The sequence below is a fragment of the Tardiphaga sp. 42S5 genome, assembly GCF_034044155.1.
Lineage (GTDB): Bacteria > Pseudomonadota > Alphaproteobacteria > Rhizobiales > Xanthobacteraceae > Tardiphaga > Tardiphaga robiniae.
This window is the reverse complement of the sequence record NZ_CP139027.1, coordinates 4,681,461-4,707,859: the sequence shown is the minus strand read 5'-3', so window position 1 is coordinate 4,707,859 and position 26,399 is coordinate 4,681,461. Positions and strand designations below refer to the sequence as shown.

Annotated in this window: 37 protein-coding genes; 35 read left to right on the top strand and 2 right to left on the bottom strand. The window is 61.3% G+C overall.

Annotation, left to right across the window (positions count from 1 at the left end):
- The 26 genes from rplD (at window position 1) to SFY93_RS21945 (ending at window position 14,635) form a co-directional block, all read left to right on the top strand.
- Window positions 1–621: a 50S ribosomal protein L4 gene (rplD, locus tag SFY93_RS22070; RefSeq protein ID WP_089268169.1), complete on the top strand. Its 621-nt coding sequence runs from the start codon at window positions 1–3 to the stop codon at window positions 619–621.
- Window positions 618–917, top strand: coding sequence for a 50S ribosomal protein L23 (locus SFY93_RS22065; RefSeq protein WP_068731492.1), 300 nt, complete (start codon window positions 618–620; stop codon window positions 915–917). Before rplD ends, SFY93_RS22065 begins: the two co-directional genes overlap by 4 nt.
- 12 nt (window positions 918–929) lie before the next feature.
- Window positions 930–1,763 carry a 50S ribosomal protein L2 gene (gene rplB / locus SFY93_RS22060; protein ID WP_068731490.1) on the top strand — a complete coding sequence of 278 codons (834 nt, stop codon included), beginning with the start codon at window positions 930–932 and terminating at the stop codon, window positions 1,761–1,763.
- 12 nt (window positions 1,764–1,775) lie between these two features.
- Window positions 1,776–2,054, top strand: a complete 279-nt coding sequence (rpsS, locus tag SFY93_RS22055) for a 30S ribosomal protein S19 (RefSeq protein WP_089268170.1) — start codon at window positions 1,776–1,778, stop codon at window positions 2,052–2,054.
- A 10-nt stretch (window positions 2,055–2,064) separates the two neighbouring features.
- Entirely contained in the window at window positions 2,065–2,451 is a 387-nt protein-coding gene (rplV, locus tag SFY93_RS22050; protein ID WP_068731486.1) for a 50S ribosomal protein L22, read from the top strand.
- A 19-nt stretch (window positions 2,452–2,470) separates the two neighbouring features.
- A complete protein-coding gene (gene rpsC, locus SFY93_RS22045; protein WP_068731624.1) occupies window positions 2,471–3,169 on the top strand; it encodes a 30S ribosomal protein S3 in 699 nt (232 codons plus the stop codon).
- A 32-nt stretch (window positions 3,170–3,201) separates the two neighbouring features.
- A complete protein-coding gene (gene rplP / locus SFY93_RS22040) occupies window positions 3,202–3,615 on the top strand; it encodes a 50S ribosomal protein L16 (protein ID WP_089268171.1) in 414 nt (137 codons plus the stop codon).
- Window positions 3,616–3,619: 4 nt separating this feature from the next.
- Window positions 3,620–3,829 (top strand): 50S ribosomal protein L29, encoded by a 210-nt coding sequence (gene rpmC / locus SFY93_RS22035; RefSeq protein WP_089268172.1) that lies wholly within the window; start codon window positions 3,620–3,622, stop codon window positions 3,827–3,829.
- 10 nt (window positions 3,830–3,839) lie between these two features.
- Window positions 3,840–4,088, top strand: coding sequence for a 30S ribosomal protein S17 (gene rpsQ / locus SFY93_RS22030; RefSeq protein WP_089268173.1), 249 nt, complete (start codon window positions 3,840–3,842; stop codon window positions 4,086–4,088).
- Between the two features lie 40 nt (window positions 4,089–4,128).
- Window positions 4,129–4,497, top strand: coding sequence for a 50S ribosomal protein L14 (gene rplN / locus SFY93_RS22025; protein ID WP_068731479.1), 369 nt, complete (start codon window positions 4,129–4,131; stop codon window positions 4,495–4,497).
- Window positions 4,497–4,811, top strand: coding sequence for a 50S ribosomal protein L24 (gene rplX, locus SFY93_RS22020; RefSeq protein ID WP_068731477.1), 315 nt, complete (start codon window positions 4,497–4,499; stop codon window positions 4,809–4,811). Before rplN ends, rplX begins: the two co-directional genes overlap by 1 nt.
- Window positions 4,804–5,364, top strand: coding sequence for a 50S ribosomal protein L5 (rplE, locus tag SFY93_RS22015; RefSeq protein ID WP_120291946.1), 561 nt, complete (start codon window positions 4,804–4,806; stop codon window positions 5,362–5,364). The genes rplX and rplE overlap by 8 nt, the downstream gene beginning before the upstream one ends.
- A gap of 43 nt (window positions 5,365–5,407) precedes the next feature.
- Window positions 5,408–5,713: a 30S ribosomal protein S14 gene (gene rpsN, locus SFY93_RS22010; RefSeq protein WP_089268175.1), complete on the top strand. Its 306-nt coding sequence runs from the start codon at window positions 5,408–5,410 to the stop codon at window positions 5,711–5,713.
- A gap of 12 nt (window positions 5,714–5,725) precedes the next feature.
- The gene (rpsH, locus tag SFY93_RS22005; RefSeq protein ID WP_089268176.1) at window positions 5,726–6,124 is read left to right on the top strand and encodes a 30S ribosomal protein S8; all 399 of its coding nucleotides are present in this window, start codon (window positions 5,726–5,728) and stop codon (window positions 6,122–6,124) included.
- 13 nt (window positions 6,125–6,137) lie between these two features.
- Window positions 6,138–6,671 (top strand): 50S ribosomal protein L6, encoded by a 534-nt coding sequence (gene rplF, locus SFY93_RS22000; protein ID WP_089268177.1) that lies wholly within the window; start codon window positions 6,138–6,140, stop codon window positions 6,669–6,671.
- 11 nt (window positions 6,672–6,682) lie between these two features.
- Window positions 6,683–7,045 carry a 50S ribosomal protein L18 gene (gene rplR, locus SFY93_RS21995; RefSeq protein WP_068731467.1) on the top strand — a complete coding sequence of 121 codons (363 nt, stop codon included), beginning with the start codon at window positions 6,683–6,685 and terminating at the stop codon, window positions 7,043–7,045.
- Window positions 7,046–7,132: 87 nt separating this feature from the next.
- The gene (rpsE, locus tag SFY93_RS21990; RefSeq protein ID WP_068731465.1) at window positions 7,133–7,705 is read left to right on the top strand and encodes a 30S ribosomal protein S5; all 573 of its coding nucleotides are present in this window, start codon (window positions 7,133–7,135) and stop codon (window positions 7,703–7,705) included.
- 80 nt (window positions 7,706–7,785) lie between these two features.
- On the top strand, window positions 7,786–7,980 hold the full coding sequence (rpmD, locus tag SFY93_RS21985; RefSeq protein WP_068731463.1) for a 50S ribosomal protein L30: 195 nt from the start codon (window positions 7,786–7,788) through the stop codon (window positions 7,978–7,980).
- Window positions 7,981–8,096: 116 nt separating this feature from the next.
- Window positions 8,097–8,582: a 50S ribosomal protein L15 gene (gene rplO, locus SFY93_RS21980; protein WP_068731461.1), complete on the top strand. Its 486-nt coding sequence runs from the start codon at window positions 8,097–8,099 to the stop codon at window positions 8,580–8,582.
- A gap of 150 nt (window positions 8,583–8,732) precedes the next feature.
- A complete protein-coding gene (gene secY, locus SFY93_RS21975; protein WP_089268179.1) occupies window positions 8,733–10,064 on the top strand; it encodes a preprotein translocase subunit SecY in 1,332 nt (443 codons plus the stop codon).
- Window positions 10,061–10,990, top strand: coding sequence for an adenylate kinase (locus SFY93_RS21970; RefSeq protein ID WP_320444598.1), 930 nt, complete (start codon window positions 10,061–10,063; stop codon window positions 10,988–10,990). Before secY ends, SFY93_RS21970 begins: the two co-directional genes overlap by 4 nt.
- Window positions 10,991–11,169: 179 nt before the next feature.
- Window positions 11,170–11,538 carry a 30S ribosomal protein S13 gene (rpsM, locus tag SFY93_RS21965; protein ID WP_068731455.1) on the top strand — a complete coding sequence of 123 codons (369 nt, stop codon included), beginning with the start codon at window positions 11,170–11,172 and terminating at the stop codon, window positions 11,536–11,538.
- Window positions 11,539–11,645: 107 nt separating this feature from the next.
- Window positions 11,646–12,035 carry a 30S ribosomal protein S11 gene (gene rpsK, locus SFY93_RS21960; protein WP_068731453.1) on the top strand — a complete coding sequence of 130 codons (390 nt, stop codon included), beginning with the start codon at window positions 11,646–11,648 and terminating at the stop codon, window positions 12,033–12,035.
- A 99-nt stretch (window positions 12,036–12,134) separates the two neighbouring features.
- Window positions 12,135–13,166, top strand: a complete 1,032-nt coding sequence (locus SFY93_RS21955; protein WP_089268181.1) for a DNA-directed RNA polymerase subunit alpha — start codon at window positions 12,135–12,137, stop codon at window positions 13,164–13,166.
- A 124-nt stretch (window positions 13,167–13,290) separates the two neighbouring features.
- A complete protein-coding gene (rplQ, locus tag SFY93_RS21950; protein WP_320444597.1) occupies window positions 13,291–13,704 on the top strand; it encodes a 50S ribosomal protein L17 in 414 nt (137 codons plus the stop codon).
- A gap of 136 nt (window positions 13,705–13,840) precedes the next feature.
- Complete coding sequence (locus SFY93_RS21945) at window positions 13,841–14,635, top strand: SDR family NAD(P)-dependent oxidoreductase (protein ID WP_320444596.1); 795 nt, start codon at window positions 13,841–13,843, stop codon at window positions 14,633–14,635.
- Window positions 14,636–14,743: 108 nt separating this feature from the next.
- On the opposite strand, the gene SFY93_RS21940 is transcribed toward SFY93_RS21945, so the two are convergent.
- Together SFY93_RS21940 and SFY93_RS21935 are read right to left on the bottom strand one after the other, a co-directional pair.
- Entirely contained in the window at window positions 14,744–16,189 is a 1,446-nt protein-coding gene (locus SFY93_RS21940; RefSeq protein WP_320444595.1) for an OprO/OprP family phosphate-selective porin, read from the bottom strand.
- Between the two features lie 365 nt (window positions 16,190–16,554).
- Window positions 16,555–17,568, bottom strand: coding sequence for a zinc-binding alcohol dehydrogenase family protein (locus SFY93_RS21935; protein ID WP_320444594.1), 1,014 nt, complete (start codon window positions 17,566–17,568; stop codon window positions 16,555–16,557).
- Between the two features lie 119 nt (window positions 17,569–17,687).
- On the opposite strand from SFY93_RS21935, the gene SFY93_RS21930 reads away from it, so the two are divergent.
- The 9 genes from SFY93_RS21930 to SFY93_RS21890 all read left to right on the top strand — a co-directional run bounded on the left by SFY93_RS21930 (window position 17,688) and on the right by SFY93_RS21890 (window position 26,306).
- The gene (locus SFY93_RS21930; RefSeq protein ID WP_320444593.1) at window positions 17,688–18,092 is read left to right on the top strand and encodes a winged helix-turn-helix transcriptional regulator; all 405 of its coding nucleotides are present in this window, start codon (window positions 17,688–17,690) and stop codon (window positions 18,090–18,092) included.
- Window positions 18,093–18,157: 65 nt separating this feature from the next.
- Window positions 18,158–19,570: a DegQ family serine endoprotease gene (locus tag SFY93_RS21925; protein ID WP_320444592.1), complete on the top strand. Its 1,413-nt coding sequence runs from the start codon at window positions 18,158–18,160 to the stop codon at window positions 19,568–19,570.
- Complete coding sequence (locus SFY93_RS21920; protein WP_116661818.1) at window positions 19,567–20,898, top strand: replication-associated recombination protein A; 1,332 nt, start codon at window positions 19,567–19,569, stop codon at window positions 20,896–20,898. The genes SFY93_RS21925 and SFY93_RS21920 overlap by 4 nt, the downstream gene beginning before the upstream one ends.
- A complete protein-coding gene (locus tag SFY93_RS21915) occupies window positions 20,895–22,355 on the top strand; it encodes an RluA family pseudouridine synthase (protein WP_320444591.1) in 1,461 nt (486 codons plus the stop codon). The genes SFY93_RS21920 and SFY93_RS21915 overlap by 4 nt, the downstream gene beginning before the upstream one ends.
- 52 nt (window positions 22,356–22,407) lie before the next feature.
- Window positions 22,408–23,040, top strand: coding sequence for a 5,6-dimethylbenzimidazole synthase (gene bluB, locus SFY93_RS21910; protein ID WP_244528466.1), 633 nt, complete (start codon window positions 22,408–22,410; stop codon window positions 23,038–23,040).
- A gap of 29 nt (window positions 23,041–23,069) precedes the next feature.
- On the top strand, window positions 23,070–23,393 hold the full coding sequence (locus SFY93_RS21905; protein ID WP_093761535.1) for a hypothetical protein: 324 nt from the start codon (window positions 23,070–23,072) through the stop codon (window positions 23,391–23,393).
- 76 nt (window positions 23,394–23,469) lie between these two features.
- The gene (locus SFY93_RS21900; protein WP_320444590.1) at window positions 23,470–24,261 is read left to right on the top strand and encodes an ATP12 family chaperone protein; all 792 of its coding nucleotides are present in this window, start codon (window positions 23,470–23,472) and stop codon (window positions 24,259–24,261) included.
- 57 nt (window positions 24,262–24,318) lie between these two features.
- Entirely contained in the window at window positions 24,319–26,043 is a 1,725-nt protein-coding gene (locus SFY93_RS21895) for a flagellar hook-length control protein FliK (RefSeq protein ID WP_320444589.1), read from the top strand.
- Window positions 26,040–26,306, top strand: a complete 267-nt coding sequence (locus SFY93_RS21890; protein WP_093761235.1) for an EscU/YscU/HrcU family type III secretion system export apparatus switch protein — start codon at window positions 26,040–26,042, stop codon at window positions 26,304–26,306. The genes SFY93_RS21895 and SFY93_RS21890 overlap by 4 nt, the downstream gene beginning before the upstream one ends.
- The last annotated feature ends 93 nt before the right edge of the window (window positions 26,307–26,399 follow it).

The following is a 26,399-nucleotide window of genomic DNA, read 5'->3' as shown; positions in this document are numbered from 1 at the left end:
ATGAAACTGAACGTCACCACGCTTGAGGGCAAGGACGCCGGCTCGATCGAGCTGTCGGATGCCATCTTCGGTCTCGATCCGCGCGCCGACATCATCCAGCGTTGCGTCAACTGGCAGCTCGCAAAGCGCCAGTCGGGCAACCACAAGGCCAAGGGCCGCGCCGAAATCTGGCGCACCGGCAAGAAGATGTACAAGCAGAAGGGCACCGGCGGTGCTCGTCACGGTTCGGCTCGCGTTCCGCAGTTCCGCGGCGGCGGTCGTGCCTTCGGTCCGGTCGTTCGCTCCCATGCGTTCGATCTGCCGAAGAAGGTCCGTGCACTCGCGCTGAAGCATGCTCTGTCGGCGAAGGCCAAGGACGGCGGCCTGATCGTGATCGAGAACGCCAACCTGGAAGCCGCCAAGACCAAGGCTCTGCTCGGTCACTTCACGGGTCTCGGCCTGACCAACGCGCTGATCATCGATGGCGCCGAGGTTCATGTCGGTTTCGCTCAGGCGGCCCGTAACATTCCGAACATCGACGTGCTGCCGATCCAGGGCATCAACGTCTATGACATTCTGCGTCGTCAGAAGCTGGTTCTGACCAAGGCGGCGCTTGATGCGTTGGAGGCGCGCTTCAAATGAAGAATATCGACCCGCGCCATTACGACGTGATCGTCGCCCCTGTGGTGACGGAAAAGGCCACTGTCGCTTCTGAATTCAACAAGGTTGTTTTCAAGGTCGACGGCAAGGCCACCAAGCCGCAGATCAAGGAAGCCGTCGAAAAGCTGTTCGACGTCAAGGTAAAGAGCGTGAACACGCTGGTTCGCAAGGGCAAGACAAAGATCTTCCGTGGCAACCTCGGTTCACAGTCGAACGTCAAGCGTGCGATCGTGACCCTCGAAGAGGGCCACCGCATCGACGTTACGACCGGACTGTAAGGGCGATCAACGATGGCACTTAAGACATTCAACCCAACGACACCCGGCCAGCGTCAGCTGGTCATGGTGGATCGTTCCGCGCTGTACAAGGGCAAGCCTGTCAAGGCTCTGACCGAAGGCAAGCACTCGGCTGGCGGTCGTAACAACACCGGTCGCATCACGGTGCGCTTCCGTGGCGGTGGCCACAAGAAGTCCTATCGTATCGTCGACTTCAAGCGTTCCAAGGTCGACGTTCCGGCCGTGGTCGAGCGCCTGGAATACGATCCGAACCGCACCGCGTTCATCGCGCTGATCAAGTATACCGATGGCGAGCAGGCTTATATCCTGGCGCCGCAGCGTCTGGCCGTTGGCGATACCGTCATCGCCGGCAGCTATGTCGACGTGAAGCCGGGCAATGTCATGCCGCTCGGCAACATGCCGATCGGCACGATCATCCACAACGTCGAGATGAAGATCGGGAAGGGCGGCCAGATCGCTCGTTCCGCTGGCACCTATGCCCAGCTCGTCGGTCGTGACCATGATTACGTGATCATCCGTCTGAATTCGGGCGAACAGCGCCTGGTTCACGGTCGTTGCACCGCCACCATCGGCGCTGTGTCGAACCCGGATCACATGAACATCTCGATCGGCAAGGCCGGTCGTACCCGCTGGCTCGGCTGGCGTCCGCATAACCGCGGCGTCGTCATGAACCCGATCGACCATCCGCACGGTGGTGGTGAAGGTCGTACCTCGGGTGGTCGTCACCCGGTTACGCCCTGGGGCAAGCCGACCAAGGGCAAGAAGACCCGGTCGAACAAGTCGACCAACAAGTTCATTCTCATCAGCCGCCACAAGCGGAAGAAGTAAGGATCGCCGGACATGGTTCGTTCAGTCTGGAAAGGCCCGTTCGTCGAGGGTTCGCTGCTCAAGAAGGCAGATGCCGCTCGTTCGTCTGGTCGTCATGATGTGATCAAGATCTGGAGCCGTCGCTCGACGATCTTGCCGCAGTTCGTGGGTCTCACCTTCGGCGTTTACAACGGCCAGAAGCATGTACCTGTCGCTGTGAACGAGGAAATGGTTGGTCACAAGTTCGGCGAGTTCTCGCCGACCCGTACCTTCCATGGCCACGCCGGCGACAAGAAAGCCAAGAAGGGCTGAGGACTAAGTCATGAGCAAGCCAAAGCGCGAACGGAGCCTCCCGGATAACGAGGCCAAGGCGATCGCCCGCATGTTGCGCGTGAGCCCGCAGAAGCTGAACCTGGTTGCGCAGATGATCCGCGGCCGCAAGGCTTCGGCTGCACTCGCCGACCTGCAGTTCTCGCGCAAGCGGATCGCGGTCGACGTGAAGAAGTGCCTGGAATCGGCGATCGCTAACGCCGAGAACAACCATGACCTCGACGTTGACGCACTGATCGTCTCCGAGGCGCATGTCGGCAAGGGCATCGTGATGAAGCGTTTCAGTCCGCGCGGCCGTGGCCGTTCGGGCCGTATCTTTAAACCGTTTGCGCAGCTGACGATTGTCGTTCGTCAGGTCGAAGCAGAAGCAGCAGCGTAAGCAGGCGCAGGAGAATAAGATGGGTCAGAAGATCAATCCAATCGGTCTGCGTCTTGGCATCAACCGTACGTGGGATTCACGTTGGTATGCCGGCAAGAACGAATACGGCAAGTTGTTGCACGAAGACGTCAAGATCCGCGAGATCCTGCACAAGGAGCTCAAGCAGGCTGCCGTCGCCAAGATCATCATTGAGCGCCCGCATAAGAAGTGCCGCGTGACCATTCAGTCGGCTCGTCCGGGTGTTGTCATCGGCAAGAAGGGCGCTGACATCGACAAGCTTCGCAAGAAGGTTGCCGACATCACTTCGTCGGACGTGGTGATCAACATCGTCGAAATCCGCAAGCCGGAGCTCGATGCGACCCTGGTCGCCGAGTCGATCGCACAGCAGCTCGAGCGCCGCGTTGCGTTCCGCCGTGCGATGAAGCGGGCAGTGCAGTCGGCCATGCGTCTCGGCGCCGAAGGCATTCGTATCAACTGCTCGGGTCGTCTGGGCGGTGCGGAAATCGCGCGTATGGAATGGTATCGCGAAGGTCGCGTGCCGCTGCACACGCTGCGTGCGGATATCGATTACGGCGTAGCCACCGCGTTCACGACGTTCGGCACCTGCGGCGTCAAGGTCTGGATCTTCAAGGGCGAAATCCTCGAGCACGATCCGATGGCTCAGGACAAGCGCATGGCCGAGGGTGACAATTCCCGGCCGCGTCGCGACGCTGCTTGAGCGTTTAATTAGAAGGTTTGAGGGCGTAAGCCATGATGCAACCAAAGAAGACCAAGTTCCGGAAGGCGCATAAGGGCCGGATCCACGGCGTTGCGACTTCGGGCGCCACGCTGGCTTTCGGTCAGTTCGGCCTGAAGGCGATGGCGCCGGAACGTCTGACCGCGCGTCAGATCGAAGCTGCCCGTCGCGCGCTGACCCGTCACATGAAGCGTGCCGGCCGCGTCTGGATCCGGGTGTTCCCGGATCTTCCGGTTTCGAAGAAGCCCGCTGAAGTCCGAATGGGCTCCGGCAAGGGTACCCCGGAACTGTGGGTTGCGCGCGTCAAGCCAGGCCGAGTGATCTTCGAGATCGACGGTGTCACCACGCAGATTGCCAAGGAAGCGATGACCCTCGCTGCCGCCAAGCTGCCGATCAAGACGCGTTTCGTTACGCGCATTGCGGAGTAGAGCCATGGCCGAAATGAAAACCAGCGATATCCGCGCAATGAGCCCCGATCAGATGGACGACGCCGTCCTCAATCTGAAGAAGGAGCGTTTCAACCTGCGCTTCCAGCGCGCCACCGGGCAGCTGGAAAACACCTCTCGCCTTCGTGAGGCGCGTCGTGATATTGCACGAATCAAGACCATCGCCGCGCAGAAGCGCGACGGTAAGTCGAAGTAAGGGGCCGAACATGCCGAAACGTACTCTGCAGGGCGTGGTCGTCAGCGACAAGCAAGCCAAGACGGTTGTTGTTCGCGTTGACCGTCGCTTTACGCACCCGATCTACAAGAAGACCATTCGCCGTTCGAAAAACTACCATGCCCACGACGAGAACAACGAGTTCAAGCCGGGCGACATGGTGTGGATCGAAGAGAGCAAGCCGATGTCGAAGCTGAAGCACTGGACGGTTGTCCGGGGCGAACAGAAGAAGACTGCCTAAAAACGCGCAATAGCGCATAATCAGAGGACGAGGTGCATCAATGATTCAGATGCAGACCAACCTCGACGTGGCCGATAATTCAGGCGCACGCCGTGTCATGTGCATTAAGGTGATTGGTGGATCCAAGCGCCGTTATGCATCCGTTGGCGACGTAATTGTCGTATCGATCAAGGAAGCCATCCCACGCGGGAAGGTGAAGAAGGGCGACGTCATGAAGGCGGTCGTCGTGCGCGTCCGCAAGGACATTCGCCGCCCGGATGGCTCTGTCATCCGCTTCGATCGCAACGCTGCCGTGCTGATCAACAATCAGTCCGAGCCGATCGGTACCCGTATCTTCGGGCCCGTGCCGCGTGAGCTGCGCGCCAAGAACCACATGAAGATCATCTCGCTTGCGCCGGAGGTGCTGTAATGGCTGCCAAAATTCGCAAGGGTGACAAGGTCATCGTGCTGAACGGTCGCGACAAGGGCCGTACCGGCGAAGTGTTTGAAGTGCGCCCGACCGAGGGCAAGGCGCTGGTTCGCGGCGTCAACCTGGTCAAGCGTCACCAGAAGCAGACCCAGGCACAGGAAGGCGGCATCATCTCGAAAGAGGCGCCGATCCAACTGTCCAACATCGCGATCGTCGGCAAGGACGGCAAGCCGACTCGCGTTGGTTTCAAGATCCAGGCTGATGGCACCAAGGTGCGCATCGCCAAGCGTTCGGGAGCAGAGATCGATGTCTGAGACCGTCTACATTCCGCGCCTGCGCGTCGAATACGACAAGTCCATTCGTGCCAAGCTGACTGAACAGTTCGGCTACGAAAACGTCATGCAGGTTCCGCGCCTCGACAAGATCGTCTTGAACATGGGCGTTGGTGAAGCTGTGAACGACCGCAAGAAGGCCGAAACCGCTGCCAGCGACCTGTCGCTGATCGCCGGTCAGAAGGCCATCGTGACCTATTCGCGCGTTGCTATCGCGACCTTCAAGCTGCGTGAAAACCAGCCGATCGGCGCCAAGGTGACTCTCCGCAAGACGAAGATGTACGAGTTCATCGATCGTCTGGTGAACGTCGCTCTGCCGCGCGTGCGAGATTTCCGTGGCCTGAACGCCAAGAGCTTCGATGGCCGTGGCAACTACTCGCTCGGTCTCAAAGAGCACATCATTTTCCCGGAAATCGATTTCGACAAGGCCGGGGATACGCCGCTGGGCATGGACATCACGGTGTGCACCACTGCGCGCACCGACGACGAGGCCCGCGCTTTGTTGACCGCTTTCAATTTCCCGTTCCGGCAGTGAGTAGCTGAAAAGCTTCTCAAACGCGGTAACCCAGGAGCCAAGCATGGCAAAGAAGAGTTCGATCGAGAAGAACAACCGTCGGAAGAAGATGTCCGCGAACGCTGCGCCGAAGCGCGCGCGTCTCAAGGCCATCATCGCCGACAAGACCAAGCCGATGGAAGAGCGGTTCGCCGCAACGCTGAAGCTCGCCGAGCTTCCGCGCAATTCATCGCCCGTTCGGATCATGAACCGTTGCGAAATCACCGGTCGTCCGCATTCGGTCTATCGTATCAACAAGCTCAGCCGTATCGCGCTGCGTGAACTGGGCTCGAAGGGCCTGGTTCCCGGGCTCGTGAAGTCCAGCTGGTAAGGGGGGCGGAACATGTCGACCCACGATCCAATCAGCGATCTCATCACCCGTATCCGCAATGCGCAGATGCGTACCAAGTCCAAGGTTTCGACCCCGGGCTCCAAGATGCGCGCCAACGTGCTCGAAGTGCTGAAGAACGAAGGCTACATCCGTGGCTTCGCCAGCGTCGAGCATTCGTCGGGCCGTTCGGAACTCGAGATCGAACTCAAGTATTTCGATGGCGAACCGGTCATCCGCGAAATCGAGCGTGTTTCGAAGCCAGGACGTCGCGTTTACGTCTCGGTGAAGAACCTGCCGCGCGTGAAGAACGGCCTCGGTATCTCCGTTTTGTCGACGCCCAAGGGAATTATGGCCGACCACGACGCGCGCGACGCGAATGTGGGCGGTGAAGTTCTCTTCACGGTGTTCTGAGGAAGGATCAGTCATGTCACGAGTTGGCAAGAAGCCAGTGGCGGTGACCGCGGGAGTTACCGCGTCCGTCGAAGGCCAGACCGTCAAGATGAAGGGCCCCAAGGGCGCTCTTCAGTTCGTCGTGCACGACGACGTGGTGGTGAAGATGGAAGAGGGTGCAATCAAGGTTGCTCCTCGCGTCGAAACCAATCGCGCCCGTGCACTGTACGGTACCGCTCGCGCGCAGATCGCGAATCTGCTCGAAGGCGTTACCAAGGGTTTCGAGAAGAAGCTCGAGATCACCGGCGTCGGTTATCGTGCGGCCCTGCAGGGCAAGAACCTGCAGCTGGCGCTCGGTTACAGCCACGATGTCGTCTACGCGATCCCGGAAGGCATCACCATCACGGTGCCGAAGCCGACCGAGATCAACGTCGCCGGCAACGACTCGCAGCGCGTCGGTCAGGTAGCCGCGGAGATCCGCAGCTATCGTCCGCCAGAGCCTTATAAGGGCAAGGGCGTACGTTATTCCGACGAGTTTATCTTCCGCAAGGAAGGCAAGAAGAAGTAACGGAGCCGGTCATGTCGAAACTCAAGATTACGAATGCCCGGCGCAAGCAACGCGTGCGGCTCTCGCTCCGCCGGACTGCCAATGGCCGTCCGCGCCTGTCGATCTTCCGCTCGTCGAAGCACATCTACGCGCAGGTCATCGACGACCTGAAGGGCGAGACGCTCGCTTCCGCGTCGTCGCTGGAGAAGGCGATGCGCGAAACCGGCAAGACCGGTGCGGACGTCGATGCGGCGCAGGCTGTCGGCAAGCTGCTGGCAGAGCGTGCGGTCAAGAATGGCGTCAAGGAAGTGGTGTTCGACCGTGGTCAGTATCTGTACCACGGCCGCGTCAAGGCGCTGGCAGATGCAGCTCGCGAAGGCGGGCTCAGCTTCTAAGCGATTTCACTTTCGTTGATTTGCAAGTTGCAGATTTGAACGGACACAGGGTTAGAAGCGAAAGCTTCGCAAGGATTGGAAAACACCATGGCAGGTGAACGCGAACGCGGCGGACGCGACCGGGGCCCCCGGGAAGAGCGTGATAGTGAGTTCGTCGACAAGCTCGTCCACATCAATCGTGTGGCGAAGGTCGTCAAGGGCGGTAAGCGCTTCGGCTTTGCAGCTCTGGTCGTCATCGGCGATCAGAAGGGCAGGGTCGGGTTCGGTCACGGTAAGGCCCGTGAAGTTCCGGAAGCAATCCGCAAGGCAACCGAGTCGGCCAAGCGCAACCTGACGCGCGTCGCTCTGCGCGAAGGTCGCACGCTGCATCACGACATCGCTGGCCGTCATGGCGCGGGTCGCGTGTATCTGCGTGCCGCTCCGGCTGGTACCGGCATCATCGCCGGCGGTCCGATGCGCGCTGTGTTCGAAACGCTGGGTATCCAGGACGTGGTGGCCAAGTCGATCGGTTCGTCGAATCCCTACAACATGGTTCGCGCCACTTTCGACGCGCTGAAGCATCAGGATTCGCCGCGTTCGGTTGCTGCTCGCCGCAACATCAAGGTGTCCACCCTGCAGTCGCGCCGCGTTGGCGGTGACGCCGAGCTGGTTGCCGAATAACAGGCATGATTCGGAAAAGTGGATCTCCGCTTTTCTGATAAGGATCATGCCCTCTAAAAAGACTTTTTGGAGTTATCACGATGGCCAAGGCCGCAAAGATGATCAAGGTCGAGCAGGTCGCCAGCGCAATTCGCCGGCACCACTCGCAGCGTTCTACGCTGATCGGCCTCAAGCTCAACAAGATCGGTCGCGTCAGCGAATTGCAGGACACTCCTGAAGTTCGCGGCATGATCACCAAAGTGCAGCACCTCGTCCGCGTGGTCGAGGATAAGTAAGTTCACGTCGTCTCACTGCGGCCGCCAGGTTGCCGCAGGGATGACACTGTTGACCTTCGAGGTCCGGATCTGCCGGTAAGCCTCGGGAAGACAGGGCGAAACAGGGAAAAGAAACGATGAAGCTCAGCGATATCGCCGATAACGCCGGCTCCCGTAAGAAGCGTATGCGCGTCGGCCGTGGCATCGGCTCCGGCAAGGGCAAGACCGCGGGCCGCGGCGGTAAGGGCCAGACCGCACGTTCGGGCGTCCGTATCAAGGGCTTCGAAGGCGGCCAGATGCCGTTGCATCGTCGTCTGCCGAAGCGCGGCTTCAACAACATCTTCCGTCTCGATTACGCCGAGATCAACCTGGACCGCCTCCAGGACGCGATCGATGCGAAGACCATCGACATCAAGGCCGTGATCAACGCTGAATCGCTGGTGAAGGCTGGCGTTCTGCGCCGCTCGAAGGCTGGTGTGCGTGTTCTCGGCCGTGGCGAGATCAAGGCCAAGATCAACATCGAAGTGCACGGCGCCACCAAGACGGCGATCGAAGCCATCGAGAAGGCTGGCGGTTCGGTGAAGATCATCGCGCCGAAGAAGGCCGACGGCGAAGCTGCGTAACATCTGCGGCATCGCCTGCGTCTGTGGGCGGCCTTGCGTGATGTGGCAGTAGATTTTATCAATGCCGAGCACCAAATAATGTCCGGCCTCCGCTGCATGCCCCGCTCTTTCGGGGCATGATGGCGAAAGGGGCGCGGGAGAAAGCCAAACATGGTCTCTGCAGCAGAGCAATTAGCAGCAAACCTCAACTTTTCGGCCCTCGGCAAGGCCGATGAACTGAAGAAGCGCATCTGGTTCACACTGGGTGCGCTGCTTGTTTATCGGCTCGGCACCTATATTCCGCTGCCCGGCATCGATCCGGCCGCGTGGGAACAGGTGTTCAAGCAGCAGGCCGGCGGCATCCTCGGCATGTTCAACATGTTCGCGGGCGGCGGCATCAACCGCATGGCGATTTTTGCGCTGAACATCATGCCGTATATTTCGGCATCGATTATCATTCAGCTGCTGACCACCGTGTCGCCCCAGCTCGAAGCTCTCAAGAAAGAGGGCGAGGCGGGCCGCAAGACGCTGAACCAGTACACCCGTTACCTGACTGTCATCCTCGCTGCATTCCAGTCCTATGCCATTGCGGCGGGCCTGCAGGGCGCAGGCAATGTCGTCAGCGAACCTGGCATGTTCTTCCTGATCTCGACCTCGGTCACGCTGACCGGCGGCACGATGTTCCTGATGTGGCTGGGTGAGCAGATCACCTCGCGCGGCATTGGTAACGGCATCTCGCTGATCATTCTGGCCGGCATCGTGGCCGAGCTTCCGTCGGCGATCGCCAATATGCTCGAACTGGGTCGTCAGGGCGCTCTGTCGACCGGTCTGATCCTGGTCGTCATCGTGATGGCCGTGGTCGTGATCGCCTTCATCGTGTTCATGGAGCGCGCCCAGCGCCGCTTGCTGATCCAGTATCCGAAGCGCCAGGTCGGCAACAAGATGTTCGAGGGCCAGTCCTCGCATCTGCCGCTGAAGCTCAACACTTCGGGTGTGATCCCGCCGATCTTCGCGTCATCGCTGCTGTTGCTGCCAGCGACCATCGCGAGCTTCAACGCAGGGAAGGGGCCCGAATGGTTCCAGTGGCTGACCACGCAGCTAAGCCATGGTCGTCCGCTGTTCCTGATCATGTATGTGTCGCTGATCGTGTTCTTCGCGTTCTTCTATACGGCGATCGTGTTCAACCCGACCGAGACTGCCGACAATCTGAAGAAGCATGGTGGCTTCATCCCAGGCATTCGCCCGGGTGAGCGGACCGCGGAATACATCGACTATGTGCTCTCGCGCATCACTGTACTCGGCGCTGCCTATCTCGCCGTGGTCTGCTTGATCCCCGAGATCCTGATTTCCTACGCCTCGGTGCCTTTCTACTTCGGCGGCACGTCGCTGCTGATCGTGGTCAGTGTCACCATGGACACTGTGGCGCAGGTGCAGGGCTATCTGCTGGCGCACCAGTATGAAGGTTTGATCCGCAAGTCGAAGCTGAGGGGCCGGCGCAAATGAGGTTGATTCTTCTCGGGCCGCCGGGGGCGGGCAAGGGAACTCAGGCACATCGTCTTGTCGAGCGTCACAACATCGTTCAGCTGTCCACCGGTGACATGCTGCGTGCTGCCGTGGCCGCCGAGACCGAAGTTGGCCTCAAGGCCAAGGACATCATGGCCGCTGGCGGCCTGGTGCCCGATGATATTGTGATCGGGATCATCTCGGATCGCATCGAGCTGCCGGATGCCGCCAACGGCTTCATCCTCGACGGCTTCCCGCGTACCGTGCCGCAGGCCGAAGCGCTGGATGCACTGCTGAAGTCCAAGGGGCTTCATCTCGATGCTGCCGTTGAGCTCCGCGTCAATGAGAGCGCGCTGTTGCAGCGTGTCGAAGCCCGTGTCGCGCAGATGATGGAGCGCGGCGAGACCGTGCGCATCGACGATACGCCGGAAGTGCTGTCGAAGCGTCTGGCGAGCTACCGCACCTCGACCGAGCCGCTGGTGCATTATTATTCGGAGAAGCGGAAGCTGGTGACCATCGATGGCATGATGACCATCGAAGAGGTGACGGCTGAGATCAACCGCGTGCTGGCAGCGATTCTCGCCGCCGATGAGTCGGCGAAGAAGCCGGCCCGCAAGCCCGCCAAGAAGGCCGCTGCCGCCAAGCGTGGATCTGCTCCGGTCAAGAAGGCAGCCAAATCGGCCAAAAAAGCCGCGAAGGCCGTCAAGAAGGCCAAGAAGGCGCCGGTAAAGGCCGCCAAGAAGGCAAAGACGGCCAAGAAGGCCGTGAAAAAGACTGTCAAGAAAACGGTCAAAAAGGCGGTAAAAGCGGTCAAAAAGGCTGTAAAATCGTCTTCAAAGGCCAAAACCAGCAAGTCCGCCAAAAAGCCTGCCAAGAAGGCCGGTAAAGTGGCCAAGAAAGCCGGCAAAAAGCGCGTCAAACGCTAGAGCAGGTTGACGAAACGAAGTCGAATACTTTAATAAGGCCCTCATCCAGTCGGAAGATTCCAACGATGCCGGGCCCCACTGAAATCCAGGGGACGGGCGTCGTGTTCGCGTTTGTGAATACCCGCCCGACAAATGATGATAATGCCGGTTCGTGATGGACTGGTGACAGGAGAGAAGTTGTGGCCCGTATCGCCGGTGTAAACATCCCGACCAACAAGCGCGTGCTGATCGCGCTGCAGTACATTCATGGCATCGGCCAGAAGAACGCCGCCGATATCATCGAGAAGGTGAAGATCACTCCGGAACGCCGCGTCAATCAGCTCAGCGACGCGGAAGTTCTGCAGATTCGCGAAGTCATCGACCGTGACTATCTGGTCGAGGGCGATCTTCGTCGCGAGACGGGCATGAACATCAAGCGTCTGATGGACCTCGGCTGCTATCGCGGTCTGCGTCATCGTCGCGGTCTGCCGGTTCGTGGTCAGCGTACGCATACCAATGCGCGCACTCGCAAGGGTCCGGCCAAGTCGATCGCCGGCAAGAAGAAGTAAGCTTTCGAATACGAGTTTGCGGAAGCGGATAATCATCCGCTCTGCAATTATTTTTTGGTGTAGCCGCTGGCATTACGGCGGCGTTGAGATCCTCAGAAAGGTTAGAGATGGCAAAGGAAGCCGGACGTATTCGTCGCCGCGAGCGCAAGAACATTGCATCGGGCATCGCGCACGTGAATTCGTCGTTCAACAACACGACCATCACCATCACCGACGCGCAGGGCAACACGATTGCCTGGTCGTCGGCTGGCACGATGGGCTTCAAGGGGTCGCGCAAGTCGACCCCGTATGCAGCGCAGGTTGCTGCTGAAGACGTGTCGAAGAAGGCGCAGGAACACGGCATGCGCACGCTGGAAGTCGAAGTCGGCGGTCCGGGTTCGGGTCGTGAATCGGCTCTCCGCGCGCTGCAGGCCGCGGGCTTCACGGTCACCTCGATCCGCGACGTAACCTCGATCCCGCACAACGGTTGCCGCCCGCGCAAGCGTCGGCGCGTTTGATACTTTTTGATCGCGGGTGGCTCGGCTGCCCGCGATCGCTTTTGCGATGCGACTTACGCGGACTGATCCGCGATCTCCAACGCCAGTGAGTTTGATGGCATGGGTGACACAGTGACGATCCAGAAAAATTGGCAAGAACTTATCCGACCGAACAAGCTGCAGGTAACTCCCGGCAGCGATCCTACCCGTTTTGCGACCCTGGTTGCCGAACCGCTCGAGCGCGGTTTCGGTCAGACCCTCGGTAACGCACTCCGCCGCATCCTGCTGTCCTCGCTGCAGGGCGCTGCCGTGCAGTCGGTGCACATCGACGGCGTGCTGCATGAATTCTCCTCGATTGCCGGCGTGCGTGAAGACGTCACCGACATCGTGCTGAACGTGAAGGACATCTCGATCAAGATGCTGGGCGAAGGCCCGAAGCGCATGGTCGTGAAGAAGCAGGGCCCGGGCGTCGTAACCGCCGGCGACATTCAGACTGTCGGCGATGTGACCGTTCTCAATCCCGACCTGCAGATCTGCACCCTCGACGAGGGCGCCGAAATCCGCATGGAATTCACCGTTGCCGGCGGCAAGGGCTACGTCGCTGCCGAGCATAACCGTCCGGAAGACGCGCCGATCGGCCTGATCCCGATCGACAGCCTGTACTCGCCGGTTCGCAAGGTGTCGTACAAGGTCGAGAACACCCGTGAGGGCCAGATCCTCGATTACGACAAGCTGACGATGACCATCGAGACCAACGGCGCGCTGACGCCGGATGACGCGGTCGCTTATGCCGCGCGCATCCTGCAGGACCAGCTCAACGTATTCGTGAACTTCGAAGAGCCCCGCAAGGAAGTTGCTCAGGAAGTCATTCCGGATCTCGCTTTCAACCCGGCTTTCCTCAAGAAGGTCGACGAACTCGAGCTCTCGGTGCGTTCGGCAAACTGCCTGAAGAACGACAACATCGTTTACATCGGCGACCTCGTTCAGAAGTCGGAAGCAGAAATGCTCCGCACTCCGAACTTCGGCCGCAAGTCGCTGAACGAAATCAAGGAAGTGCTCGCCCAGATGGGTCTGCACCTCGGTATGGAAGTGCCCGGTTGGCCGCCGGAAAATATCGACGAGTTGGCCAAGCGCTTCGAAGATCACTACTGAGCATCACGAGCGGCGTGGCCGGGGTCTAACCCGGCCATGGCGTTATGGGCGAACGCAGGCAGCCCACCTGCAACATGATGTCCGACGAACCGTCGCGGCAAACTGAAATATAAGGAATATTCCAATGCGTCACGGCAAGGTTCATCGCAAGCTCAACCGCACTGCAGAACATCGCAAGGCGATGTTCGCCAACATGTGCGCGTCGCTGATCAAGCACGAGCAGATCATCACCACGCTTCCGAAGGCCAAGGAGCTCCGCCCGATCGTGGAGAAGCTCGTCACCCTCGGCAAGAAGGGCGGCCTCCACATGCGCCGCCAGGCTATCAGTGAGATGAAGGATCAGGATCAGGTTCGCAAGCTGTTCGACGTGCTGGCCAAACGCTACGCTGATCGTCAGGGTGGCTACACCCGCATCATCAAGGCCGGCTTCCGCTACGGCGACAACGCCCCGATGGCTCTGATCGAATTCGTCGATCGCGACGAAGACGCCAAGGGCAAGGATTCGGGTCCGGTGCAGGGCACGTCCGAAGCGGCGTAAGCCACGTCACATCAGATTTTCGGAAAAGCGGCGCCTTGTGCGCCGCTTTTTTGTTGTGCTTTCGTCTTTTGGATGCAGTTGCATCTTTCAATCCGCGTTCCGATATCAGCTCCGTCATTCAAACGGGAGTACGCATATGAAGATCGATCTGACGGGCAAGACAGCACTCGTGACGGGCTCAACCTCGGGCATTGGTCACGCCATTGCCAAGGGCCTGGCCGCCACTGGCGCTCAGGTTGTTGTGAATGGCCGCAGTCAGGGCAAGGTGGACGCGGCAATCGCCGCGATCACCAAGGCCGTGCCCGGGGCCAGGGTGACAGGCGTCGCTGCCGACGTGTCGACAGCGGAGGGCTGCAACGCGCTTGCGTCGGCACTTCCCGAGGTCGATATCCTCATCAACAATGCCGGCATCTTCGAGCCCAAGGGTTTCTTCGATATTCCCGATGAAGACTGGACGCGCTTCTTCGAGGTCAATGTGATGTCGGGCATCCGTCTGTCGCGCGCCTACATGCAGGGCATGCTGAAGCGCAACTGGGGTCGCATCGTTTTCATCTCATCGGAGTCCGGACTGAACATTCCCGGGGAGATGATTCACTACGGGATGACGAAGACAGCGCAGCTCGCGATCTCGCGTGGTCTCGCGGAGCTCACCAAGGGCACGGCGGTGACAGTCAACTCGGTGCTGCCCGGACCGACCATGTCGGAGGGCGTGGAGACCTTCGTCAAAGATCTCGCCAAACAAAACGGGCAATCGGTCGAGGAGGCGGCCTCCAACTTCGTCAAGCAGCACCGCTCGACATCGCTGATCCAGCGCTTCGCCACCGTCGATGAGATCGCGAACATGGTCGTCTATGTCTCGTCGAAGGAGGCATCGGTGACCAACGGTGCAGCGCTGCGTGCAGAGGGCGGGATCGTCCAGACCATCGCATAAGCGTACGCCCCGCAAAGATAAAAAGGCGGCGCCAAAGCGCCGCCTTTTTTCGTTGTGGGACCGCGGGCATACAGCCCCGAACCTGGAGGATTACAGAAAGTTTTGCGCTTAGAAGGCCACCTGGGTGCGCATCGCGAACACGTCGTAGTCAGCACCGATGTTCACGTTGCTGTTGACGGCGAACTTGTCGACGGTGCCGTGGATCCAGTTGAACATGAAGCGCATGTTCTGGTTCACATACCAATTCACGCCGACCGTGGTGTTCTTCAGTTCACCGCCGCGAATGACACCGTCATTCAGGCTGGCGTAGCTGTAGCGCACCGCCAGTTCCCACGCGCCGAGATCGCCGGTCGCGAAGTTGACCGGACGGGCCGGGTTGATGCCGCCGAAGGCACCGGCCGATGTGTTGTACTTGTGCTGTTCGCCGGTAATGACGTAGCTGGCCTGGCCGTAACCGCCGTTGAAGCTCAGGTCTGACAGACCGTTGCTGCGCTGGATGTTGTAGTCGAAGTATTCGCCCGACGCCATGAAGCTGCCGAACTTGACGGCGGCTTCACCGCTCAGCACACGGGCATTGTTCACGAAGTTCATGGTGCCGGTGTTAAGCAATGCGTTGGTGGCCGGATCGACGCGAACTTCGATGCGATCGGACATGCCGAGCGTGTTGTTGGTCACACCACCGGTCTGGGCGAGATACAGCGCGTCGAAGCCGACGAGGACGGTGCCGACTTCGTTGTTGATCGGCAGACCGACGGCGCGGAAGGTGGCACCGAGCGGCTGCGGCTGGCTGTGATTGACGTTGAGACCAGTCGTTGGACCGGTCACGTAAGCGCCGACCCAGTATTGATCGCCGAAGACCTGACCACCGAACGCGGCGCGGTTGTCGCCTGCGGCGAGGCTGGTCGCGAGAACCTGCGAAGCTGCGCGTTCCATGAACATGATGTTGTTCGAGCTGGTCGCTTCGTCCAGCGTATACGGCACGTCGATGTAACCGCCCTGGATCAACAGGCCCTTGACGCCCTTATAGGCGACATAGGCGTTGTTGAGCGTGACATCGCCATCGGTGGTACCGCCGGCATCGACAATCACGCCGTATTCCCAATCCTTGTTGAAGGTGCCGATCAGGCCGAGGCGGGCACGACGGGCATTGATGCCGTCATTCACGCTCTGCGGGCTGGTGCCGGCGGACTTTGGCGAGAACGAATAGGCGGCAGTGTCGAGGTGCAGACGGCCGGTGATGGCGATGCAGTTCAGACCGTCGTCGGTGCAGAAGGTCGGACGGTTGCCGGGCATCGTCAGGTTCGCGTTGATGAAAGGCACAGCCTTCTTGTGCATGGCCGCGTTGGCATTCGCGAAGTTCTGCTTGACCGATTCCGTCTGCTTCTGGGTGGTGTTGGCCTGCTTCTGAACGTTATCGAGCTTCTTTTCCAGCGCGCGGAGCTGCGCTTTCAATACGGCGATCTCATCATTCGATGACTGCGCATGCGCCGGGCCTGCGGCCAGCACGCCGATCACGCCGAGCGTGCCCAGGATTTTGTGTGTCGTGAAAGACATGGAGTACCCCTGTAGAAGACAAAATCCGACACGCCCCGCGAATTGCTCCGCAGGTGATGGACGCGTATGGATCTGTGTTTGTGATCTTGCGAAAGAGAACGTCCGGAGGCTCTCGCCAGGGGGCGTTCTCATTTTACAAGCGAGCTACCGTTGAGCTCGCGGGCAAACTAGGCAAGCTTTGCGACAGTTCTGTAAAACCCGCATCGCATTGTAGTGAACGATACCGCGGTGTCGTTTTTCGATCACAAGCGATTTAGATAATTAGCTATCTTAATTAGCTATTATACGAGAAGAACGCATCCATGGATGCGCTCTGTTATCGTAGGTGTCTCCAGGCGGGAATTTCGTGGGTCGCAGTTCCGTGATCACCAGCCTTCGAGCACGATCTTGCCGTGCGACTTGCCGGATTCGAGCAGCGCATGCGCGCGCTTAAGATTCGCGGCGTTGATGGTGCCGAAGGTCTTGTCGAGCGTCGTGCGCAGCACGCCCTTGTCGATGAGGTCCGCGACGTCGTTGAGGAGGTAATGCTGCGCGATCATGTCGGGCGTCTGGAATGACGATCGCGTGAACATCGATTCCCAGTGCACCGAGACGGCCTTGCCTTTGAACGCGGACATGTTGAACTCAACGGGATCGTCGATCAGCCCCAACTTGCCCTGCGGGGCGATCAGATCGGCAAGCGCCTTGTAGTGCTGTTCCGTCCCCGTGAGGCTGGCGACGAGTGAGACCGGCGGCAGTTTCAATGCGTCGATCTGCTCCTTCAGCGGCTTGCTGTGATCGATCACCGCATGTGCGCCGAGATCCTGGCACCACTTGATCGTCTCGGGTCGCGATGCCGTTGCCACAACGGTGAGGCCGGTGAGGCGGCGTGCGAGCTGGATCAGGATCGAGCCGACACCGCCGGCACCGCCCATGATGAGCAGCGTGCGTGGATCATGGCTCTTGCCAGGCGCGACGCCGAGTCGATCAAACAGCAATTCCCACGCCGTGATCGCGGTGAGCGGCAGCGCCGCAGACTGTGCGAAGGAGAGCGAGGAGGGCTTGCGGCCGACAATGCGCTCATCGACCAGATGGAACTCTGCATTGGTGCCCTGGCGCTGGATCGAGCCGGCATAGAACACCTCGTCGCCCGGCTTGAACATCGTCACATCGGGGCCGACAGCATCGACGACGCCGGCGGCGTCATAGCCGAGGATCTTGGTTTCGCCGGCGGTTGGCGCCGCGCGCTTGCGCACCTTGAAATCCACGGGATTGGCCGAGATCGCCTTCACCGCCACGCGGATGTCACGGCCGGTCGGTTCGGGCTTCGGAGCTTCGAAATCGACCAGCGCGTCAACTGCGTCGATCGGAAGGGATTTGGTGTAGCCGACTGCCTTCATTTGGTGCGCTCCATAGCTCATGGGGAATGTCCCAAAAGAGGTGTCCCGAGGGGACAACAATTGCAAGTACTGTCATTTCGGGGATATAGTCACCGAATGGATACTATTGGATATTTGCAATGAAACGGCGTGATTTCGGCAACGGGCCGGGCTGCCCGGTCGAGGTGACGCTCGATCTGATCGACGGCAAATGGAAGGGCGTGATCCTGTACCATCTGCAGCAGGGGCGGCTGCGTTTCGGCGAACTGCGCAAGCTGATGCCGCGGATCACCCAGCGCATGCTGACCAAACAGCTGCGCGCGCTCGAAGAGGATGGGCTGATCGTTCGGACGGTCTATGCCGAGGTCCCGCCGCGGGTCGAATATGCGCTGTCGGAAACCGGGCTCGGATTGCGCCCGGTCATCGACGCCCTCAAGGCGTGGGGGGATGCGCACAAGATGCGCCAGAAGTCGGCCGCGGTCGCAGCGCCCCAGCCGCGCAAAAAAGCGCCGGTGGAGAAGGATGTGCCGGCGGACGCAAGCTAGTTCCCGCCCTTCTATTGCCCCGCTCAGCAGCCTATATTCGCCGCGATTTCCTCAAAGAGGCCCCGATGATCCCATTTTTTCGCAACGCTACGACCGCTTCCGCTCTGTGCGCCATTGTCCTGTCGTCCGCACTCGCGCCGGCTGTTGCACAAGATCGCCGGGTCCCGGCATCGCCGACGGAAATGAAGCTGTCCTACGCGCCGATCGTGCAGCGGGTGCAGCCGGCTGTGGTGAACGTTTATGCAGCCAAGACGGTGCAGAACCGCAATCCGCTGCTGGACGATCCGGTGTTCCGCCGCTTCTTCGGCGGCCAGGGCATGCAGCCGGAGCAGATGCAGCGCTCGCTTGGTTCGGGCGTGATGGTCGATGCGTCGGGTCTGGTCGTTACCAATAATCACGTCATCGAGGGCGCCGATCAGGTCAAGATTTCGCTCTCCGACAAGCGCGAGTTCGAGGCAGAGATCGTGCTCAAGGACAGCCGCACCGATCTGGCGGTGCTGCGCATCAAGGACAGCAAGGAGAAATTCCCGACGCTGGATTTCTCCAACTCCGACGATCTGTTAGTTGGTGATGTCGTTCTCGCCATCGGCAACCCGTTCGGCGTTGGCCAGACCGTGACCCACGGTATCGTGTCGGCGCTCGCGCGCACGCAGGTTGGTATCACCGACTATCAGTTCTTCATCCAGACCGACGCTGCGATCAATCCCGGCAATTCCGGCGGGGCGCTGGTCGACATGACCGGCAAGCTGGTCGGCGTGAACACCGCGATCTTCTCGCGCTCCGGCGGCTCGCAGGGCATCGGCTTTGCGATCCCGGCGAATATGGTGCGCGTCGTCGTTGCCTCCGCCAAATCAGGCGGCAAGGCCGTGAAGCGCCCATGGCTCGGCGCGCGGCTGCAGAACATCACGCCTGAGATCGCCGAAACGCTCGGCCTCAAGACGCCGTCCGGCGCGCTGGTCGTCAATGTCACGGCGAACAGTCCGGCGGCGAAAGCAGGCCTCAAGGTTTCTGACCTGGTAACCGCCATCGACGGCCAGGCCATCGAGGATCCGAATGCGTTCGAATATCGCTTCGCGACGCGGCCACTCGGCGGTACTGCGCAGCTCGATGCACAACGCAGTGGCAAGCAGGTGAAGCTGACCGTTGCGCTCGAGGCTGCGCCCGACACGGGCCGCGACGAGATCACGCTGACGGCGCGTTCGCCATTCCAGGGCGCCAAGGTCGCCAATATCTCCCCGGCCGTTGCCGACGAGTTGCGGCTGGATTCCAGCACCGAAGGCGTTGTCATTACAGAGCTGACCGATACGGCCACAGCGGCTGGCGTCGGTTTCCAGAAGGGCGATCTCATCATCGCGGTCAACGGCACCAAGATCGGCAAGACCAGCGATCTCGACAAGGTGACGCGCGAGGGTGCCCGGCTGTGGCGCATCGTGGTGGTGCGCGGCGGTCAGCAGATCAACGTTACACTCGGCGGATGAGCCCGAAACAACCCACGCCTTCTGCAAACCTGTTTGCCGCAGCCGGGCTGGAGCAGGACGCGCCGCGTCCGCTCCCGGAGCGGTTGCGGCCGCGCGTGCTGTCCGATGTGGTCGGGCAGGATCACATCCTCGGGCCCGATGGTGCGCTGACGCGCATGCTGGAAACCCGCACGCTGGGTTCGCTGGTGTTCTGGGGACCGCCGGGCACCGGCAAGACCACCGTCGCGCGCCTGCTGGCCGATGCCACTGAGTTGCAGTTCGAGCAGATTTCAGCGGTGTTCTCCGGTGTTGCCGATCTGAAGAAAGTGTTCGAAGCCGCGCGCGCCCGCCGCGAGATGGGCAAGGGCACGCTCTTGTTCGTCGACGAGGTGCATCGCTTCAACAAGGCGCAGCAGGATTCTTTCTTGCCGGTGATGGAAGACGGCACCGTGGTGCTGGTCGGCGCCACCACCGAGAATCCATCATTCGAACTCAACGCCGCTTTGCTGTCGCGCGCGCGCGTGCTGGTGTTCCAGTCGCTGGATGCGGCCGCCATCGAGAAACTGTTCGCGCATGCGGAGAAGGTCGAAGGCCGTGCATTGCCGCTCGATGCCGAGGCGCGCGCCGTGCTGGTGCGCATGGCCGATGGCGATGGCCGCGCCGCGCTGACTTTGGTGGAAGAAGTCTGGCGCGCTGCGCGGACCAATGAAGTGTTCAACGCCGCGCAGTTGCAGGACATTCTGCAGCGTCGCGCGCCGATCTACGACAAGTCGGCCGATGGCCATTACAACCTGATCTCGGCATTGCATAAATCGGTGCGCGGCAGCGATCCCGACGCGGCGCTGTATTATCTGTGCCGGATGTTAGACGCCGGCGAGGACCCGCTGTTTCTGGCGCGCCGCGTGGTGCGGATGGCCGTCGAGGACATCGGTCTTGCCGATCCGCAGGCGCTCGTGATCTGCAACGCCGCCAAGGACGCCTATGATTTTCTCGGCCATCCCGAAGGCGAACTCGCCATCGCCCAGGCGGTGATCTACATCGCCACCGCGCCGAAATCGAATGCCGCCTATATGGCCTACAAGGCCGCGATGCGGACCGCGAAAGAGGGCGGCTCGCTGCTGCCGCCGAAGCACATCCTGAACTCGCCGACCAAGCTGATGAAGTCCGAAGGCTATGGCGACGGGTACCAATACGACCACGACACGCCCGAAGCTTTCTCCGGGCAAGACTATTTCCCGGAAGCCTTGGGGCGGCAGACCTTCTATGATCCGCCGGAGCGCGGGTTCGAACGCGAGATTCGCAAGCGGCTAGATTACTGGACCAGACTGAGGAACGAGAGACAATCATGAGCCGTCGCGACAAGAAGCCTCTCGCCAAGCGTGGTCCCGGTGGTGAGCGCAGCAAGGCGCCGCGTGGCAAGGGTGCCGCCCCGAAGGGCGCTGTATCCAAGGCCGCCGCGTCGAAGGGCGAGCGGCCGTCGTTCGGCAAGGCCGGCCGCGTGAGCAGCGATCGCCCGATGAGCGCGCGTCCGCCGCGTGCGCGTGCCGGTGAACGCTCAGAGTGGGCCGAGCGGCCGGAACGTGCCGAGCGATCCGAACGCCCTCAGCGTGCCGAGCGAAGCGAGCGCTTCGATGCGCCGCAGCGGCCCGAGCGACCCGGCAGCAAGCGTCCACCAAGCGCGCGTCCTTCCGGTTCGCGTCCGGGCGGCAAGCCCGCGCCGCGCTATGGCAACGCGCCGCTGCGTGAGCCGCGGATGCCCGCGCCTTATCTCGATGAAGAACCAGCGAAGCCGGAAGTCGCGCCAGCGCCGCTGCCTACCGCCGTGCAGAACGTCATCGTCACGCCTGACGAGAACGGCATGCGCGTCGATCGCTTTCTCGAAGCGCATTTCCCCGGCCTGTCCTTCTCCCATATCCAGCGCATCGTCCGCAAAGGCGAGCTGCGCGTGAACGGCAAGCGTGCTGACAGCAAGGATCGGTTGGAAGAGGGACAGACCGTCCGCATTCCGCCGCTGAAGCTCGATGCGCCGAAGGTTGTCGGTGAACTCTCGGAGGCTGCCAACAAAACTCTGCAGGCGCTCAAGGAGATGACGATCTACGAGGACGCCGACGTCATGGTGCTGAACAAGCCGGCTGGTCTTGCGGTGCAGGGCGGCTCGGGCATGACGCGTCACGTCGACATGATGCTGGAGGTGATGCGTGACGCCAAGGGACAGAAGCCGCGCCTGGTGCACCGTCTCGACCGGGAAACGTCGGGCTGCCTGCTGATTGCCAAGACGCGTTTTGCGGCGACCAAGCTCACCGGTGCGTTCCGCGAACGTTCAGCACGAAAGATCTATTGGGCGCTGGTTGCCGGCGTGCCGAAGCCGAAGCAGGGCCGCATCTCGACCTACCTGGCGAAGGAAGAAAACGAAGAAGACACCATCATGCGCGTCGCCAAACACGGCGACGAAGGTGCGAGCCACGCGGTGACCTATTACGCGGTGGTCGAAACCTCGGCGCAGAAACTCGCATGGGTGTCGCTCAAGCCGGTGACGGGGCGTACGCATCAGTTGCGCGCGCATATGGCGCATATCGGCCACGCCATCGTTGGCGACCCGAAATATTTCAACATCGAGAACTGGCAGTTGCCGGGCGGAATCCAGAAGCGTTTGCATCTGCTGGCGCGCCGCATCGTCATCCCGCATCCGCGTGGCGGCGTGATCGACGCCACGGCGCCGTTGCCGCCGCATATGCTGCAGTCGTGGAATCTGCTCGGTCTCGAACACGACCGGTTCGATCCGATCGAGAACGCACCGGAAGAGTAGGGCGTTGTCGGACTCCGACAACATCACAGGCGCGACGTCGGCAACCGCCGATGTGCCCGATTTCGACGCTGCGTTTCGCGCGCGTCTGCATGATCTGTTTGTGTGGCGCCGCGATATCAGGCGCTTCAAGTCCGATCCACTGCCTGCGGGCTTTCTCGATCGCCTGCTCGATACCGCGTGCCTCGCGCCTTCGGTGGGCCTGAGCCAGCCATGGCGCTTTGTCATCGTCGACGATGCGTCACGTCGTCAGGCGGTGCTGGAGAATTTCAGCGCCTGCAATGCCGAGGCGTTGAGCGCCTATACCGGCGAACTCGCGCAGAGCTATGCGGCGCTGAAGCTCGCCGGTCTGCGCGAAGCGCCATGCCACCTCGCGGTATTTGCAGACCACGCGACGGATGTCGGCCACGGCCTTGGCCGCCGCACCATGCCGGAGATGGCGGACTATTCGGTGGTGACGGCGATCGCAACCATGTGGCTCGCCGCGCGCGCTGAAGGCATCGGCATGGGCTGGGTCTCGATCCTCGATCCTGCTGCAATTGCCGCGACACTCGATATACCCCGTGACTGGCGGTTGATCGGCTATTTCTGCATCGGTTATCCGGAGATCGACGACGATCGGCCGGAACTCGAGCGCGCCGGATGGGAACGCCGTCATTCGGCAGCGGATCACATTGTCCGGCGCTGACACTTGATGTGATGCGGGATCGTGACAACATGAGACCAATGAGACATCGCTCCATCCCATTCGCTCTGTTGGTCGCCGTTGCGGCGGCGCTCTCTGCTGCGCCTGCGGTCGCGCAGGTTATCGGAGTGCCCGGCAACCCGGCTTTGATCACGCCACTGCCTCCCGCGCCGCCACCGCCGCGGATAGAAGTACCTGTCGTGCCGCAACTCGGCGATCTGCCGCGACAACAGAATGTCCCGCAGGCGCGGAGGTCCTTCAGCGATCGTATCACCGACTGTTTGCAGGATGGCGCCGCTGCGGGTCTCGGCCCGAATGATCGTGCGACCTATTCGCGAGCCTGCGCCAATCGCTGATACGAGCGATTTGGTCTCGCGTGGCGCCCGTCTGTCGCGTAAATTGACGGCTGGCGAACAGGAATTGAGACCATCGATGCGTGAATTGTTTGACGAAGTGTACGGCCAGTCGCAGCTCGATCCGCAAGAGGCGGTGCGAAGGTCGACGCGTGGTCCACAGCGCAAGCGTTTCTACAAGACCGTCGGGTTGAGCGAAACACCGGACGGCTATGCCATCATGCTTGACGACAAGACCGTGCGCACGCCATCGCGCCATCCGCTGGTCATTCCCAAGCGCGCCATTGCCGAGGTCATGGTCACGGAATGGGATGCGCAGCAGGATGTCATCGATCCCACGAGCATGCCGGTGACGCGGCTGGCCAACAGCGTGATCGATGCGATCCGCGATGAGGCGCAGACCCAGGCGGTGGCTGACGATATCGCAAAATACTTCGGCACCGATCTGCTGTTCTATCGCGCGGGCTATCCCGAGGCGCTTATCGCGCGCGAAGCTGCGGTATGGGACCCTGTCTTGTTCTGGGCTGCCGATGATCTCGGCGCGCATTTCATCCTGGCTGAGGGCATCGTGCATGTCAGCCAGCCCGAACAGGCCATCGCATCTGCCCGCGCTGCGCTGCCGAGCGATCCATGGGCGGTTGCCGCGCTGCATCTGGTGACGACGATCACCGGCTCGGCGCTGCTCGCGCTGGCGCTGCTCCATGGCCATCTGAATGCCGATCAGGTCTGGACCGCCGCCTTTGTCGACGAGGACTGGAATATCGAGAAGTGGGGCCTCGATGAGGAAGTCGCTGCGCGGCGCGCGGCGCGGCAGGTGGATTTCAAGGCTGCCGTGCTGGTGCTGAAGGCGGTCACGCCGTCAGCGGGTTAATCGGAAGTTAACGACCGTTAACTAGCGTAGCTGCACCATTGTCCGGTGCCGCTCACCATGCCGACTCCCGTCAACTCGATCTTACCGGTTGTCTCCGCGCAGGGCGTGGCGAGCGAAGTCGCGTTTCAGCCCGGCAGCGTGATTGCCGGCCGCGTGCTCTCGGTCTCGCCAGACAATCAGGTCCGTATCGCCATCGGGCACAGCACGATCGACGTGCAATCGCAGGTGCCGTTGCAGGCCGGGCAGGTGCTGCAATTCGCAGTGTCGAAGACCGACAACGGCAATGTCCAGCTTGCCATCGTCACACCGCAGAATACAGGTGCGGGGCAGGCGGGCGGTACGTCCTCCGGCGACGTGACCCTCGCGCCAGACCTGCCGATCAATCTCGCCAATGCCATCGCGACCTCCAAGATCCAGCTGACATCGCTGGAAGCACAGGCGGTCTCCACCGCCACGCAAAGCGCCGTGACGCAGCAGGCGAGCCTGGCGACGCTATTTGCCAATCTCGGTGTCGCCACTTCGTTGAAGGGGCTGCCGCAGCAGTTGCAGCAGGCTGTCGCGCAGGTACTGGCGCAACGCCCGCCGCTCGACAGCCAGCTCACCGGCGAGGAAGTCAAATCGGCATTCCAGAATTCCGGCCTGTTTCTGGAATCATCGCTCGCCAAGGGATCGCTGCCGCAAGGCGGGCTGCCCGACATGAAAGCAGCATTGATCGTGCTGCGTCAGGCGTTGGCGACGACGCTCGCCACCGCGAGTCCGACCCAGAGCACAACGCCAGCGACGGCGAATGCAGCGACACCGGAGCAGCCAGCATCGGCATTGGCAAACGCGCTCCCCAATGCAGCGGCGCAGATCACGACACAGCAGGCGCAGGCCGCTGCAGCGACAGTGGTCATGCTGCCCAAGACGGGTATCAAGAACGATCCGCTGCAGCAGGCTGGACTTCTCGCCGCAGACGAGCCCGTGCTCGATGTCTTGGCTCAGACCGCACCGGCCGTGGCAAAAGCCCCCGAAGCGGCGGCACGCTTGGCGACCAATGGCGCAGCGCTCAACCTGCTTCGGGAAGCGCTGCAAACGGCTCCGAAGGGCATGGGAAGCGCAGCATCGCTGGTGTTCGACGACAGCATGATGATGGATCTGCTGCCCGCTACGAAGGCGCCCACGGGCCAGACGAGTGCCGACACCAGGATCGCGCGCAACACCCTTCCGCCGCCGCCGTTGCGCGGCGGATTGCCGACGGCACAGCCGATGGCTTTGCCGACACTCCCGGCAAATGCGCCGCTGGGCACCACCGTCCATCATCTGCTCGCGGATACCGATGCGGCGCTGGCGCGCCAGACCCTCCTGCAGGTGGCATCCTTGCCGGATCGTGCGGATGGTCTTGCAGTGCCGCGGCTCGATCAGGCATCGCCGCGCTGGAGTTTCGAAATTCCGTTCGCGGTGCCGGCCGGCACGGCCATGGCACAGTTCGAGATTTCGCGTGATGGCGGCAATGGCAGCGAGGCTGAAGCGGCCAAGCAGGTCTGGCGTGCGCGCTTTTCGCTCGATGTCGAACCGGCCGGCCCGGTCCATGCGCTGGTCTCGCTGACTGGCGACAAGACGTCGGTGCGGATGTGGGCCGAGCGGCCGGCAACGGCGCTGCAATTGCAGGCCGGTGCGGCGCAGCTCAATCAGGCGCTGATCCGCGCCAATCTGCAGCCCGGCGACATCGTGGTCCGCGAGGGTGCACCGATGCAGCCCGCGCCGGCATCGGCGGGGCATTTTCTGGATCGCGCGCTATGATCGTGCAGCCCAAAAGATCGCTCGCCGTCGCGCTGCATTACGACAAGACCGGCGCGCCTGTTGTCACCGCGAAAGGCAAGGGCGCGATCGGTGAGAAGATCATCGAGGTCGCCAAGGCCCACGATATTCCCATCGAGGAAAATGAGGTACTCGCCGGCGCACTCTCGAATGTCGAAATCGGTGATGAGATTCCAGCCGAGCTCTACAAGGCTGTCGCGGAAGTGCTGGTCTTCGTGCTGCGGCTGTCGGGCCGCGCGCACTAGCCGCGCTATCCGGCGACGATAGTCTTCAACGCGTTGGTGACTGTTCTGCGTCGACCCTTCAAGGCTGGTGATCTCGCATCCGCGAGCTATCAA